General features: G+C 64.4%; 15 protein-coding genes. 6 read left to right on the top strand and 9 right to left on the bottom strand.

Translation table 11 applies throughout. From position 1 onward, the window contains the following. Positions 1-90: 90 nt before the first annotated feature. The 5 genes from kdsB to ACWCIA_RS09185 form a co-directional block, all read right to left on the bottom strand. A complete protein-coding gene (gene kdsB / locus ACWCIA_RS09205; protein ID WP_454162578.1) occupies positions 91-843 on the bottom strand; it encodes a 3-deoxy-manno-octulosonate cytidylyltransferase in 753 nt (250 codons plus the stop codon). Positions 844-853: 10 nt separating this feature from the next. Further along, a complete protein-coding gene (locus ACWCIA_RS09200; RefSeq protein WP_379749236.1) occupies positions 854-1,024 on the bottom strand; it encodes a Trm112 family protein in 171 nt (56 codons plus the stop codon). Continuing rightward, the gene (gene lpxK, locus ACWCIA_RS09195) at positions 1,005-2,039 is read right to left on the bottom strand and encodes a tetraacyldisaccharide 4'-kinase (RefSeq protein WP_454162575.1); all 1,035 of its coding nucleotides are present in this window, start codon (positions 2,037-2,039) and stop codon (positions 1,005-1,007) included. The genes ACWCIA_RS09200 and lpxK overlap by 20 nt, the downstream gene beginning before the upstream one ends. A 68-nt stretch (positions 2,040-2,107) precedes the next feature. Continuing rightward, positions 2,108-2,548: an ExbD/TolR family protein gene (locus ACWCIA_RS09190; RefSeq protein WP_454162889.1), complete on the bottom strand. Its 441-nt coding sequence runs from the start codon at positions 2,546-2,548 to the stop codon at positions 2,108-2,110. After that, complete coding sequence (locus ACWCIA_RS09185; RefSeq protein ID WP_454162573.1) at positions 2,548-3,156, bottom strand: MotA/TolQ/ExbB proton channel family protein; 609 nt, start codon at positions 3,154-3,156, stop codon at positions 2,548-2,550. Before ACWCIA_RS09185 ends, ACWCIA_RS09190 begins: the two co-directional genes overlap by 1 nt. A 1,359-nt stretch (positions 3,157-4,515) precedes the next feature. Between ACWCIA_RS09185 and xseA the strand changes: the two genes are divergently transcribed. The 5 genes from xseA to ACWCIA_RS09160 all read left to right on the top strand — a co-directional run bounded on the left by xseA (position 4,516) and on the right by ACWCIA_RS09160 (position 9,681). Then, complete coding sequence (gene xseA / locus ACWCIA_RS09180) at positions 4,516-5,883, top strand: exodeoxyribonuclease VII large subunit (protein ID WP_454162571.1); 1,368 nt, start codon at positions 4,516-4,518, stop codon at positions 5,881-5,883. Positions 5,884-6,014: 131 nt separating this feature from the next. Then, positions 6,015-6,593: a superoxide dismutase gene (locus tag ACWCIA_RS09175; RefSeq protein WP_454162569.1), complete on the top strand. Its 579-nt coding sequence runs from the start codon at positions 6,015-6,017 to the stop codon at positions 6,591-6,593. Between the two features lie 304 nt (positions 6,594-6,897). Further along, the gene (locus ACWCIA_RS09170; protein ID WP_454162888.1) at positions 6,898-7,320 is read left to right on the top strand and encodes a Rid family detoxifying hydrolase; all 423 of its coding nucleotides are present in this window, start codon (positions 6,898-6,900) and stop codon (positions 7,318-7,320) included. Positions 7,321-7,348: 28 nt separating this feature from the next. Then, positions 7,349-8,812: an aminotransferase class V-fold PLP-dependent enzyme gene (locus ACWCIA_RS09165; protein WP_454162567.1), complete on the top strand. Its 1,464-nt coding sequence runs from the start codon at positions 7,349-7,351 to the stop codon at positions 8,810-8,812. A 182-nt stretch (positions 8,813-8,994) separates the two neighbouring features. Continuing rightward, positions 8,995-9,681, top strand: a complete 687-nt coding sequence (locus tag ACWCIA_RS09160; protein ID WP_454162565.1) for a response regulator — start codon at positions 8,995-8,997, stop codon at positions 9,679-9,681. 14 nt (positions 9,682-9,695) lie between these two features. On the opposite strand, the gene ACWCIA_RS09155 is transcribed toward ACWCIA_RS09160, so the two are convergent. Both ACWCIA_RS09155 and ACWCIA_RS09150 read right to left on the bottom strand, forming a co-directional pair. Beyond that, on the bottom strand, positions 9,696-10,394 hold the full coding sequence (locus tag ACWCIA_RS09155) for a hypothetical protein (RefSeq protein ID WP_454162563.1): 699 nt from the start codon (positions 10,392-10,394) through the stop codon (positions 9,696-9,698). A gap of 2 nt (positions 10,395-10,396) precedes the next feature. Further along, on the bottom strand, positions 10,397-11,272 hold the full coding sequence (locus ACWCIA_RS09150; RefSeq protein WP_454162561.1) for a MipA/OmpV family protein: 876 nt from the start codon (positions 11,270-11,272) through the stop codon (positions 10,397-10,399). A 392-nt stretch (positions 11,273-11,664) separates the two neighbouring features. Here ACWCIA_RS09150 and ACWCIA_RS09145 point away from each other — a divergent pair, with 392 nt between their 5' ends. Continuing rightward, complete coding sequence (locus tag ACWCIA_RS09145; RefSeq protein WP_454162560.1) at positions 11,665-12,987, top strand: ATP-binding protein; 1,323 nt, start codon at positions 11,665-11,667, stop codon at positions 12,985-12,987. An 83-nt stretch (positions 12,988-13,070) separates the two neighbouring features. Here ACWCIA_RS09145 and ACWCIA_RS09140 read toward each other — a convergent pair whose 3' ends face one another. Both ACWCIA_RS09140 and ACWCIA_RS09135 read right to left on the bottom strand, forming a co-directional pair. Continuing rightward, positions 13,071-13,391 (bottom strand): hypothetical protein, encoded by a 321-nt coding sequence (locus tag ACWCIA_RS09140; protein WP_454162558.1) that lies wholly within the window; start codon positions 13,389-13,391, stop codon positions 13,071-13,073. Further along, positions 13,388-14,050 carry a thiol:disulfide interchange protein DsbA/DsbL gene (locus tag ACWCIA_RS09135; protein WP_454162557.1) on the bottom strand — a complete coding sequence of 221 codons (663 nt, stop codon included), beginning with the start codon at positions 14,048-14,050 and terminating at the stop codon, positions 13,388-13,390. The genes ACWCIA_RS09140 and ACWCIA_RS09135 overlap by 4 nt, the downstream gene beginning before the upstream one ends. Positions 14,051-14,147: the final 97 nt, after the last annotated feature.

Genomic DNA, 14,147 nt, shown 5'->3' with positions numbered 1-14,147 from the left:
ACAAAAGTAATCGCCAACGCCAATCACGGCAGCTGCAAAATCAGTTTCTTGATCTAGCGCAGACGGTCCGAGAATCAATTGCCACACAGATCAAGACGCGTAGTGCAATTGCACCCTCGCCAAGTCTTCCGGCGTGTCGACGCCTGCCGGCGGCGCGCCGTCGGTGATGTGGACTGCGATCGGATAGCCGTGCCACAGGACGCGCAATTGTTCGAGCGCCTCGACCTGTTCGAGCGGCGCCGGCTCCAGGCCGGGGTAGGCTTGCAGGAAGGCGTTACTGTAGGCGTAGAGGCCGATGTGGCGCAGCGGCGCATAGCCCGCCGGCAGCGCGTCGCGCGAGGCGGCGAAGGCGTCGCGGTGCCAGGGGATGGTGGCGCGCGAGAAGTACAGGGCCCTGCCCGCCTTGTCGAGCACGACCTTGACCACGTTGGGATTGAACACCTCGGCCACCGCATCGAGCGGATGGGCGCAGGTCGCCATCGGCACATCCGCACCGATGCGGGCGGCGCAGGCGGCCAGCAGGGCCGGGTCGATCAGGGGCTCGTCGCCCTGCAGGTTGACCACGACGGCGTCGTCGGCCAGCCCCAGCTCGCGCGCCACCTCGGCGATGCGGTCGGTGCCGGACGGGTGGTCGGCGCGGGTCAGGCGGGCCTCGACGCCGTGGGCCGCGCAGGCGGCCAGGATGTCGGCGTGGTCGGTGGCGACGACGATGCGCGCCGCGCCGGACTCGCGGGCGCGCTCGGCGACCCGCACCACCATGGGCTTGCCGCCGAGGTCGGCCAGCGGCTTGTTCGGCAGGCGGGTCGAGGCCAGCCGCGCCGGAATGATGACGGTGAAACTCATATTGCTATGCTCAGACCGGCTCGATCTTGCGCGCCTGGTCGGCCCACATGATCGGGATGCCGTCGCGGATCGGGAAGGCCAGGCGGTCCGGGCGGCAAGTGAGCTCCTGCGCCTTCTTATCGTATTCGAGCGGTCCCTTGCACAGCGGGCAGACCAGGATATCAAGCAGGCGAGCGTCCACGACATTTCTCCACAATTTGTTCGGCCAGGGCGGCATCGATGCGCGCCGTCACCGGGACGACCCACAGCCGCGGATCGCCCTTCAGGTTTTCAAGTTGCCCACATTTTACTGCATCCTTCTCGGTGATCAGGATGACATCGGCATCGCTACCTGCGAAGGGGTCGTCGCGGAAATCGTAATGGTCCGGCAAGGGCAGCTCGGCAAAGCGCAGGCCGGCGCCGCGCAGCAGGGCGAAGAAGCGGCCCGGATTGCCGATGCCGGCCGCCGCCAGCACGCGCTGGCCGGCAAACGCGGACAGCGGACGGCGCTCGCCCGGATCCGCCAGGCGCTCGGCTGTATCGCCGCTCAACTGCATCCGGAACGGCTCGCCGCCGACGGCCCGCGCCAGCGTAGACGTTACTTCCGGCGCGTTCACCACCGTGAAATCGCGCCGGCGCGAGGGCGCTTCGCGCAGCGGCCCCGCCGGGAGCAGCCAGCCGTTGCCGACCCCGCGGCCGTCGAACAGCACGACCTCGATGTCGCGCGCCAGGGCGTAATGCTGCAGGCCGTCGTCCGTGAGGACGACGTCCACCTCCGGGTGGGCGGCCAGCAGCGCCCTGCCCGCCTCGACACGCTTGCGCCCGACCACCACCGGCACGCCTGCGCGGCGCGCGATCAGCAGCGGCTCGTCGCCCACTTCGCGGGTATCGGAATCCAGGGTGACTTCACGTGGCGCCTCCCCCTCCCCGCCATGGCCGCGCGAGATCACGCCGGGACGAAAGCCGGCCTCGCGCAGCGCCTGCGCCAGCCAGATCGTCAGCGGCGTCTTGCCCGTACCGCCAATGAAGATATTGCCGACGACGATGACGGGCACCGGCAGGCGACCGGCCTTCAGCACGCCCGCGCGGTAGAGACCGGCCCGCAGCGCCGCCAGCGCCCGGAACAGCAGCGACAGCGGCCACAGCGCGCAGGCGAGCGGACCGCGGCGCAGCCAGGCGCGGGTCAGGCGGGATTCGAGGGTAGCGTTCTTGGACATGGTGTAGTGGAAAAAGAAACAGCCAGGCAGGCGTCCCGCGCTGCCTGGCTGTACTTTGTCAATGCTGCTTACTTCTTGCCGCCGGTCTGGGCAGCGAAGGTCAGCTTGTCGTAACCGGCGATGCGCGCCGCTTCCAGCACGTTGATCACCATCTGGTGCATCGCGAACTGGTCGGCGTTGACGATGACGACCGGGTCGGCCACCGGCTTGCCGTCGGGGCCGCTGCGCGCGGCCGCCCGCAAGTCGTCGGCCAGGCCGGCCACGCTGCTGAACGAGACCGGCGTGTTGTTCACCGTGTAGTTACCCTTGGCATCGATGGTGACGTTGATCTCGAAGGGCTTGTTCGCCACCTGTTCGGCGTCGGCCGTGGGCAGCGTGATCTGCAGCTCGGTGAACTTGCTGTAGGTGGTCGACACCATCAGGAAGATGAGCACGACCAGCAGCACGTCGATGAAGGGGATCAGGTTGATCTCCGGATCCTCGCGCTTCTGGCCGCGGCGGAAATCCATCATTTGCGTGCCCCGTGGACGACGTCGACGAATTTCACGGCCTGCAGTTCCATGTCAATGATGAAGCTGTCGACCAGGGCGCGGAAGTGGCGGTAGGCGACCAGGGCCGGCATGGCGATCGCCAGGCCGAAGCCGGTGTTATACAGCGCCACCGAAATGCCGTGGGCGAGCTGGGCCGGATTGGCGCCGCCGGTCGCGTTTTGCGAACCGAAGATCTCGATCATGCCGACCACGGTGCCGAACAGGCCCATCAGCGGCGCCAGCGAAGCGATGGTGCCGAGCGTGGTGAGGAAACGTTCCAGCGTATGGGCGACGCCGCGGCCGGCTTCCTCGATCGACTCCTTCATGACGTCGCGCGGCGCATCGACATTGCGCAGGGCGGCGGCCAGCACGGTGCCGAGGGGCGAGTTCTGCTCGAGCGTATGGATGATGTCCGGGGTAACTTTATTGTTGCGGTGGACCTGGATGACCTCGCCCAGCAATTGCTTTGGCAAGATTTTTTCACGGCGCAGATAAATCAGGCGTTCGATGATCAAGGCCAGGGCGACGATGGAAGCAATCAGCAACGGCCAAATGGGCCAGCCTGCGGCTTGAAGAATGGCGAGCAAGTGAACTCCTGACAAATGGAAACGAATTCGGCAATGTAGCAAGTTGGCAGCAATGCGGCAAGAGTAGTTCTGCACAAGTTCTGTGGATAAAATTGTGCGCAAGGACCCATGCTGATGCCAAGTGCGTTGATTCTTAACAGAATTTTTCCTCTGCGCAAGAAACTAGCACGGTGGGCAATATTGCCCTCCCCGCCTGTTTTCCGGGAAAGCTCGCCAGCTGGGCGGCCTCTTCACTTGTAAACATTTTCTGTGGATAAAATTGTGCGTAATGGTCCCGCGCGATAGGTAAGCCATTGATTTATCTCAACAATATCTGGCCGATGAAAAAGCAGGCGCAGTCTCTCACGCTTTCCCGCCAGCACTCGCGGCCCATGGTTTCCCACATTTACTGTGGACAAAATTGTGCGCAAGCGCCATCGCCCCTGCTCAAGTGACTGTTTTTAAACGGGAATGTTGTTCTGTCCTAAAATTGAGCAGTATCAATACTTTGCGGACAAGTGCCAGGCTGGACCATTCAGGTTTGACCGAATCGGTGGTCAGACGCGAGCTGGGCATGCTATGCACACCTTCTGTGGAAAAGAATGTGCGCAAGGCCCGCCCCTCATCGGTAAGCCATTGATTCCAAATGAATTTACTGTTGCGCCTGCTTTTTAGGCAGGCGCAACCATATCCACAATGCCGTCTGAGCACGCCGTGCCGGATTGGCTGATCGGTTCGTCCATGGGACGGCGCAATTATTCCCGTTAGCCTCGGGAGACATCCGTACCCTGCCCGGCCCTGGAATCGGCACGGCATACGGCGCCCGGACGGGACAAGACCTGCGGCTGGTAGGCGCCTTCGGCGCCCTGTGCGTTTCCCCACATTTTCTGTGGACAAAATTGTGAGGAAGCGTATTGAGATAACGCAAGTACCTTGATTTCAAAGAGAAAAGTTGGGCTGCTCAAATTTCTCGCATCAGGGCATGTGGGACCGAAAAACGGGCAGACCGGACTGAAAGCTTGATCAAGACAACAACTTTCTGGGGAAAGGTCCGCAAAACCTTCATTCTTCACACAAACTGTGGAGAACAATGTGCGCAAGGCTATTTCTTAGTTATCAAGTCGTTGATTTCAAAGGAGTTAATTGCCCTGCCCGCTTTTTTGGCACCGTGATTACCACTGCTGCCGAGTTCCCCACATTTTTTGTGGATAACATTGTGCCCAAGTGGGATTACCCCATCCCAAGTCATTGATTTAAAACAACTCACCCTGGACTGCCAGCAAAAAAGGCGCTGTCCACAACACGGCGATTTGTTTCGAAACCCCTTGTCCTGAAGGCAGGGATATGCCATAAGCTTCCCGCTTACGTTGTGGACACGCCATGCTTAATTATTCCGATTCCGACACCGATACCGCCTATACCCCGCCCCCGGTCCTGACCGTCACCGCGCTCAATGGCCAGGTCGCGCGCCTGCTCGAGCGTTCCTTTCCGCTGGTCTGGATCGGCGGCGAAATCTCGAATTTCACCCGAGCCAGTTCCGGCCACTGGTATTTCACGCTGAAGGACGACGCGGCCCAGGTGCGCGCCGTCATGTTCCGCAGCCGCGCCCAGTATGCCGGCTTCAATCCGCGCGAAGGCGACAAGGTCGAGGTACGGGCTCTGGTTACCCTGTACGGCGCCCGTGGCGACTACCAGATCAACGTCGAGACCATCCGCCGCGCCGGCGTCGGCGCCTTGTACGAGGCTTTCCTGCGACTCAAGGAAAAGCTGTCCAGCCAGGGCCTGTTCGACGCCGACCGCAAGCGCCCCCTGCCCCTGTTCACGCGCAGCATCGGCATCGTCACCAGCCCGCAGGCGGCGGCGCTGCGCGACATCCTGACCGCCCTCGGGCGGCGCGCCCCGCACGTGCGCATCGTGCTGTACCCGGCGCCGGTCCAGGGACAGTTCGCTGCCCAGAAGATTGCCGAGGCGATCATGACCGCGTCGGAGCGGGCCGAGGTCGACGTGTTGCTGGTGTGCCGCGGCGGCGGCTCGATCGAAGACCTGTGGAGTTTTAACGAGGAACCCGTGGCGCGGGCGATTGCCGCCTGCAGCATGCCGGTGATTTCCGGCGTCGGCCACGAGACCGACGTCACCATCGCCGACTTCGCGGCCGACCTGCGCGCCGCCACCCCGACCGCGGCGGCCGAGCTGGCCGCCACCCCGCGCGAGGACTGGATGGCTTCGCTGCAGGCGGACGCGACCGACCTGCGGCGCGCGATGCGGCGCCAGCTGTCCGAGGCGAGCCAGAGCCTGGACAACGCCAGCCGCCGCCTGCTCAGCCCGACGGCCCAGGTCGCGCACCAGCGCCTCAAATTGCGCGCCATGGCGGCCGGGCTCACCCACGCGGTGCGCGTGCCCCAGGGCCGCGCCAGCGTGCTGCTGGCCCAGCTGCAGCAGCGCTGGGCGCGCCACCGGCCGGACCTGCGCACCCTGCGCGCCCAGATCCTTGCCGAACAGCGCCACCTGAACGCCAGCGTGTGTTCGCTGGTCAAAGGACAACGCGATGCGCTGGGCGCCCTGGCGGCCCAGCTCGAACTGCTCAACCCGCAGCGCACGCTCGAGCGCGGCTACGCGATCGTCAGCAATGCCGAGGGCCATGCCCTGCGCGCGCCCGGCGAGATCAAGGCGCGCCAGACGCTGACGGTGCGCCTGGCCGAGGGCAGCGCCGAGGTGAAGGTATCGAGCGTGCAGGCCCGGCTGGAATGAGCCCGCGCCCGGCTTGCCAACTCGGATAGACAATCGATTACGCAGCAAACATGCAACGTCTGCCCATCCGGTTTAGAATATGCGCCGTTTCGGACGTATTCAACCGCTTCCAACCAATCAAGGAACAAGACATGGAACATACTCTGCCACCGCTGCCGTACGCAAAAGACGCCCTCCAGCCGCACATCTCTGCTGAGACGCTGGAATACCACTACGGCAAGCACCACGCCACCTATGTGACGAACCTGAACAACCTGATCAAGGGCACCGAGTTCGAAAACATGTCACTGGAAGAAATCGTCAAGAAGTCCTCGGGCGGCATCTTCAACAATTCGGCCCAGGTGTGGAACCACACCTTCTTCTGGAACTGCATGAGCCCGAACGGCGGCGGCGCCCCGACCGGCCCGGTCGCTGACGCGATCAACGCCAAGTGGGGTTCGTTCGACAAGTTCAAGGAAGAGTTCTCGAAGTCGGCCATCGGCAACTTCGGCTCGGGCTGGACCTGGCTGGTGCAAAAGGCCGACGGCGGCGTCGACATCGTCAACACCTCGAACGCCCACACCCCGCTGGCATCGGACGACAAGGCCCTGCTGACCTGCGACGTCTGGGAACACGCCTACTACATCGACTACCGCAACGCCCGCGCCAAGTTCGTCGAAGCGTTCTGGAACCTGGTCAACTGGGAATTCGTGAACAAGAACATGGCGTAATACGCCAACGCTGTTTCCGGCCCAGCCCGGAACCGCCTGCCTCGCGGCCCGCTCTCAGCGGGCCGTTTTTTTGTGCCCTCCGCCACTCCCGGCCGCCCTCCTGTGCGTAAGCACAACACTTCCCTCTCGCCAAAGTTGATCGACTGCAAGCCTTGCTGCCGATGCGCCATGGCCCTGCCGAATGCGGCGTTAAATGGTTCCGCTGTATTTCCTGACATAAACCAGAGTCTGTGATTCATTTGACAAGGAAGAACACGTGAACATCAAAAAAGGGATGACCGTTGCAGGATTCGTTGCCGTCGCGATGGCAGCGACGGGCTGCGCCGTGCCGGGCGGCGGAGGCGGAGGCAAGGTGGTGCTGTCGACCGACCAGATCTATCCGGCGATCGGGCCGTACTCGCAGATGATCGGGCACGGCAGGGTGATCTATTTCTCGGGGGTGATTGCGCTGAACAAGGCGGGCACCGCGATCCAGGGCACGACCATCGAGGAACAGACCAGGCTGGTGCTCGACTACATCGGCGCCGAGCTCGCTTCGCAGGGCCTGACCTACGAGGACGTCCTGACGAGCACGGTCTACATGAAGGACCTGAACGAGTTCGCGGCCATGAATGCCGTCTACGGCCAGTATTTCAAGAAAGATCCGCCGGCCCGCGCAACGCTCGAGGTAGCACGCCTGCCGCGCAACGCGAAGATCGAAATCGCCGTGATCGCGGCACGCCGCTGAGCCGTCCATCCACCCACAGGAGACCACCATGCACGATCTGAAGACGCGCGATGACGCGGCGGCTGCTTCCCCATCCACGACCGATGCTCCCGAACACTGGAGCCGCAACCGGCGCGATTTCCTGCGCATCCTCGGTTCAGGCGCCCTCGCCGCCACGCTCGCCCCGCTGGCCGGCTGCAGCCAGGGCCAGGCCAGCAGCCTGACCGACGAGCTGCGCCGCCAGCTGGTGGCCGACGAGCGCTTCTGGGCCGAAGCCAACGCCCTGTTCCCGCTCAATCCGGCCCGGCGTTTCATGAACGTCGGCACGGCCGGCTCGATGCCGAAGCTGTCGCTCGACCTGTTCGACCAGGAAAACCGCGCCAAGGCGGCCGATTGCCTGAGCGGCTACGGCAACCTGTTGACCGAGCGCACCCAGGTGGCGCCGGGTTTCGGCGTCGATCCCGACGAGCTGGCGTTTTCCTACAATACCTCCTCCGGGATGTGCCATGCGATTCTCGGCATCCAGTGGAACGCGGGCGACGTCGTCGTCACCACCAACCACGAGCACCCCGGCGGCGACGTGCCGCTGGCGATCGCCGCCAACCGCTACGGCATCGAGATCTCGCGCGTGGCGCTCCCGGTCGGCAACAACCAGACGGCGGCCGACTATGTGACGCTGTTCGACAACCAGATCCGCGCGCTGCGCACCCAGGGCCGGCGCGTGCGCGCGATGATGTTCTCGGCGCCGACCTACAAGACCGGCACGATGCTGCCGATCGCCGACCTGATGGAAGTGGCCAAGCGGCATGAGCTGATCAGCATCGTCGACGGCGCCCACCTGCCCGGGATGATGGCCTACAACTATGCCGACCTCGGCATGGACTTCATGTCGGGTGCCGGGCACAAGTGGCAATGCGGTCCCGGCTCGACCGGCATCCTGGTCGTGCGCAACAAGATCCGCGCCTCGAATCCGCTGCCGCTGCCGGCCTGGTACCCGATCCACACCAGCAGCTGGACGCCGCGCCCGCGCACCACCAACGGCACGGCCACCTACGATATCGGCTCCGTCATCACCTCCTGCGGCAGCCTGCACACCCCGATGTTCCACGCCCTGGTGTCGGCCTGCGGCGTCTGGGACCAGCTCGGCCGCAAGAAGGTCGAAACCTACGACCTGGCCCTGTCGGCCTACCTGAAGGAGCGCATCGCCGAGATCTGGGGCGTCGACCGCCTGTATTCTCCGAAGGACGACCCGAAACTGGTCTCCGCGCTGACCTCGTTCAATCCCTTCGTCAACGCCACCGACGTCCTCGACAGCGCCAAGTCGGGCCAGTTCGTGGCGCGCATGCTGAGCGACTACAGCCCGGGCTTCGTGATCCGCAACGTCAACGTGCCGGTGGTCGGCGCGCCGAGCGACCATTACGTGATGCGGATTTCGACCCACCTGTGGACCAGCGTGGACGATATCGACCGGCTGGTGGCGGCGATGTACGACCTGAGCCGCAAGATGGCCTGATTCGCCGGCTGGACCTGCATCCCCCGCAAAAGCCGCCTCGCGCGGCTTTTGTTTTATCCCCCTTGCCCTTGTCGATTTGTCCGGAAAATGTATCGGTCTGTAGTCAGAGTGTAGTAATCGTGCCTCCAGCCGATTGCATCTATACAATAACGGGCGAGGGTAAAAACCACGGGTGGGGAAGCATGTATCGATTATTACTGGTGGAAGACGACGCGCGGCTGGCCGAACTCGTCACGGAATACCTGTCGAACTACGAGTTCGCGGTCGAACTGGTGACGCGCGGAGACGAGGCGCTGGCGCGCTTCCAGGCCTGTGCGCCCGACATCGTCGTGCTCGACCTGATGCTGCCGGGCCTGGACGGCATGGTCGTGTGCCGCCAGATTCGCGACCTGTCCGCAGTGCCGATCCTGATCCTGACGGCGCGCGAGGATTCGTATGACGAGGTCTCCGGCCTCGAGCAGGGCGCCGACGACTTCGTCAACAAGCCGGTGCAGCCGCGCGTGCTGCTGGCGCGCCTGCGCGCCCTGCTGCGCCGCACCCAGCCGAAGGCCGCGCCCGATTCCGGCGAACTCGTGTTCGGCGCCCTGCGCATCGTCGGCGCCGACCGCACCGTGTTCTGGCGCGACGAACTGTGCGTGCTGAGCAATACCGAATACAAGCTGCTGATGGTGCTGGCCGAGGCCTCCGGGCGCGTGCTGTCGCGCGACGAGCTGCTCAAGAAGATGCGCGGCATCGAGTTCGACGGACTCGACCGCAGCATCGACAACTGCATCTCCAAGCTGCGCCGCAAGTTCGACGACGCCAAGTCGGAGAAGATCAAGACCGTCTGGGGCGAAGGCTATTTGTTTTCGCCCTCGGCCTGGAGCTGAGCGGCGCTACACGACTACTCGAACAGCGGCACGATCGCCAGCGGAGGATGCACGGTGATCAGCTGCGCACGCTCGGCATTGCCGAATCGGTATAGCACCGTCGGGAAGGTGTCGTCCAGGTCGCCCTGGAAGGCGACGCCGCCGGCCACCGCCAGCGCAACGTCGCTGCCGTCGGCGCGCTGCAGGCGCACGCCAGCTTCCCCTGCCCGCTTGGCGAACACGAAACGCACGCCGCCGCACTGGCGGTTGCGCAGCGAGCCGTCACCGTAGCGCGCGAAGCCGAGCGCCTGCTCGCAGGCCGTGCGCAGCTCGGCATCCTCGTACACGCCGTCGGCCTGCAGCGCGATCGAGATGCGCGGGCGCACCGTGAAGGCGCCGATCTTGCGGCTCAGCAGCAGGGGGACGTTCTCGTCGTAGGCCGCCTTCAATAGCGGGAAGATGGTGCGCCCGAGCGGGTCGAGCGGCAGGTTGACCTGGTTGGTCTTGCCCGCCAGCGTCAGTTGCAGGGTGTCGAAGGAAGCGGCCTTGTCCTGCGGCGCCACCTGGAGCTGGCTCTGCAGGTAGGTTTTCGGCCCGCCGTATTTTTCGAAGACCACCATCGCCCGGTAGGCGTCGCGATAACTCACCCATTCGCCCGAACGCACCTGTGCATCGGCACAGGACGCGACCAGCGACAGGGCGCAACAGGCAGTGAGGTGGCGGGCCAGGGGCATCGTCAGAACCGGTATGCGATGGCGGTGGAAACCGTCACGTTGGTCGGCCGCTCGACGAGCGGGCTATGGCGGGCGTCTTCCTGCAGGCGGCGCGCCTGCAGCTGCGAAGTCAGCATCCAGGACGGCGTCAGCGTCCAGTTCCAGCGGGCGCCCAGGTATACGTCGCGCAGGCCGCCGCCGGGCGCGTACACCGGGTTGCCGCTGCTGAAGCTGTCCTCCAGGCTGACGCCGAAGAAGGCGGCGTTATGGCTGCGGCTGACCAGCGTCAGCCCAGCGCCCAGCGTCACCCGGTGGCGCGCGCCGATGTCCATCGCGAGGCGCTGCACGCCGAGGTCGACGCGGGTACCGTTGTGCGCGTTGCCGGCGCCGTACAGGGCGCTGCCGGTGAGGCGCCACGAGGGCGTCAGGTAGATGTTCAGGAAGCCGCCGGCCTGCAGCCGGGTACGGATCTCGGGCATGCCGGCCAGGCGGTTCTCGGGTCCGGTCGCGGGAAAGGATGGAGGCATGCTGTCCGGTGCGGCGCGGATGGCGAACATGCTTCCTTCGATGCCGACGGGCCCGGCGCCGCTGCCGGACGCGTCGCGCCCCGGCTGCACTTCGAGCAGCGGGCCGAACTCGACTTGCGGCGTGCGCGACAGGTGGATGCCGGCGCTCAGGCCGGACACGAAGGCGCCGTTACTCCATTGAAATTGAATGACCGGCAGGGCGGAACGCTCGCTGTCCCTGCTCCCCTCGTAGCGCGGCTTCGACACTACGCCCAGCCCGACATACATGTCGCGGCTGCCGTCGGGCATCGGATTGTTCGCCGGCGTCTGGGCGGCGGCGCTGGAAGCGGCGGCGCCGAAGACAACTGCAGCGAGGACGAGAAAGATGGTCATGGTCGGGGTAGCGAAAACGCAGGTGCCAGTATTTTACGTTGAGGCAAGCCCAGCTCCCAAATCTCGTGATGTCCCTGTCGTTCCTGCAGCGGGCCGGCGGCCTGAAGCCTGCCCGTACCCCTGGGGATGGCCGCACCTGAAGGGCGGCCGAAATAAAAAAGCCCACCGACACTCGCATGCCGAGTGGGCAAACGGAAAAGCTGCTGATCTACTCCATTCCCATCATCTTAGTCGGCAACAACTTTCCAGTCGTACAGCACTTGTAGCCTATTTGTCGTAATTTTGTAATAACCGGGATAAAGTTTGCTCCGTTACAATGTCGAAAGGAGAAAAAAGATGTTGCGACGGTTGCGGACACAGGCGGGACAGGGACGAATGGCGGGAGGCGCCGGGTGAACCGGATCTTCTTCCGCTTTTTCGTATTGGTGATGCTGTCGATCACCGCCGCGACCTTCGTCATCTATTTCGCGATGAGTCGGCTGTTCGGCGACCCGCTCGACGACATCGCCCGGCGCCAGGCCTCGGCCCAGATCTTCCTGATCGAGCAATACGTCGACGAGGCGCCGACCGACGAGTGGCTGGTGCGCCTGAACCGGGTGCGCGAGGTGTCCGACACCCGCTTCGACCTCATCATGCTGAACAAGGCGCGCTCGCTGCTGCCGGCCGCCAGCCTCGGCGCGCTCGACCGCGGCGAGGTCGTGCTCGACGTCGAGGGCAAGGCCTTCTTCCGGCGCGTCGACCTCAAGGGCGAGCGCTATATCGGCAGCGAGGCGGAAGTCATCCATGCCCAGGACTTGCCGATCGACGTAGGACTGGCGCTGCAGATGGAGGTGGTGCGCTACGTGATCGTGGCGCTGGCGCTGCTGCTGCCCATCCTGCTCTGGTCGCGCACGCACTGGCAGGGCCTGCAGTCGCTCTCGCGCGTGGCCGACGAGTTCGGCGCCGGCAAGCTGTCGGCGCGGGCGCGCATGCAGCCGTCGAGCAGCATCTATCCGCTGGCCGAGCGGATCGACCACATGGCCGACCGGATCGAGGAATTGCTGGTGTCGCAGAAGAACCTGCTGCACTCGCAGAAGACCCTGCTCCATTCCGTGTCGCACGAACTGCGCACGCCAATCGCCCGCCTCGAGTTCGCGCTCGAACTGCTCGACGCCAAAGCGAACGACCCGGCCTTGCACAAGCGGATCGCGGCGATGGAAGGCGACCTGTCGGAACTGAACACCCTGGTCAACGAACTGCTCGGCATGGCACGGCTCGACAGCGGGCAGGCCCTGCAGCGCGAGCCGGTCGAGCTGGCCGGCCTGCTGGAGAGCGTCGCCGCCTCCCTGCCCCCGGGCTCAGCCCTGCTGGCGATCGACTGCGCGCCAGACGTGGGCAGCATCGAGGCCGATCCGCGCCTGCTGGGGCGGGCGCTGTCGAATTTGCTGCGCAATGCGCAGAAGTATGCAGCCGGCGCCATCGAGATGACGGCGCGCCGCGAGGGCAATCGCGTGACGATCGCCGTCGAGGATGACGGGCCGGGCATTCCCGAGGACGAGCGCGAGCGCATCTTCGAACCCTTCTATAGGCTCGACCGCAGCCGCGACCGGGCCACCGGGGGCTTCGGGCTGGGCTTGTCGATCGTGCGCAAGGCGGTGCTGCTGCACGGGGGGAGCGTGCAGGTGGAGCGCTCGGGGCTGGCGGGAGCGCGGTTCGTGGTGGGCTTGCCGGGGTAGTGTTTGGGAGCGCAACCCTCGGTTGCGGTTGGGATGATCCGGATTCGTACAGCGTGGGCTCGAGAGCCCACCCTACGAAAACCTTACTTGCCTGCAACTTCCGGCTTGACGTGCGTGAAGGCGTACCACAGGTGTTCCCACCAGTGGTCGCGCGAGCGCACGGTGTAGAGGCAGGCCTTGTCGACGCCGCCCTTGAACACCGGGTCCGGGCACTTGTTCGTTAGCAGCGCGTAACGCTGGTTCTCCGCATTGACGAGCGCAATGCAGAGCCAGATGGCGATGCCGCCGAAGATGACGGCAAGCGACCAGGCAAGGTGGTTCACGTTGCTGGTCTCGAACAGGTCCTCTTCGCGAGGGCGGGCGCCCTCGTACATTTCGAGGACCTTGCGTTCTACATCGCTCATTTCGTTGCTGCTGCCTTTGCCACGAGTGCGTCCAGGACCTGGAAGTGCGCCTGCAGGATCTGGTTGGTGTCGCGGATTTTCAGTTTTTCGGAAATCAGGCCCGGCGAGGTCTGGTATTTACCGTCGACGACGATGGTCGGGGTGCCGCTCACCTGGTAGGCGGTGCTCACCTGCGGCAGGCGGCGCAGCTTGGTCATCACGCCGAACGAATTCCAGACTTCCAGGAACTTGGCGCGGTCGATGCCGTTCTTCGCCACCCAGTCGATGATCTGCTCGTCCTTCATCAGGCGCACGCGCTGGACGTGGACCGCATGGAAGACCTTGCTGTGCATGTCGAGGCGGCCCATCGCTTCGAGCGTCAGGAACAGGTGGGCTTCCGGATCGGTCGCGCCCTGGAACGGCACGTGAACGCGGCGCAGGACGATCTTGTCACCCTGCTTTTTGACCCATTCGTTCAGGCCAGGTTCCAGCATGTTGCACGCCGGGCAGTGGTAAGCGAAGAATTCGATGACTTCGACCTTCTTGCCGACTGCTTGCACCGGCTGCGGCGCGGACAGCGTCGTGTACTCCACCCCGTTTTGCGGATTGGTGGGCGAAGCGTAGGCGGTGCTGGCGACCAGGCTGGCGGCGACGAGGGCGAAACGCAGGGAGCGGCGCATATAAATCCTTCTTGTTTGAAAAGGTGAAGAAAACGACCGCGAGATTACCACTTTTTTCGTCTTCCTTCGGGGCACGGAGCGTTTTTTTGCATTTGCT

The organism is Massilia sp. SYSU DXS3249 (assembly GCF_053668055.1).
The sequence above is the reverse complement of the archived record's forward strand: the minus strand, read 5'-3'. Positions and strand labels throughout refer to the sequence as shown.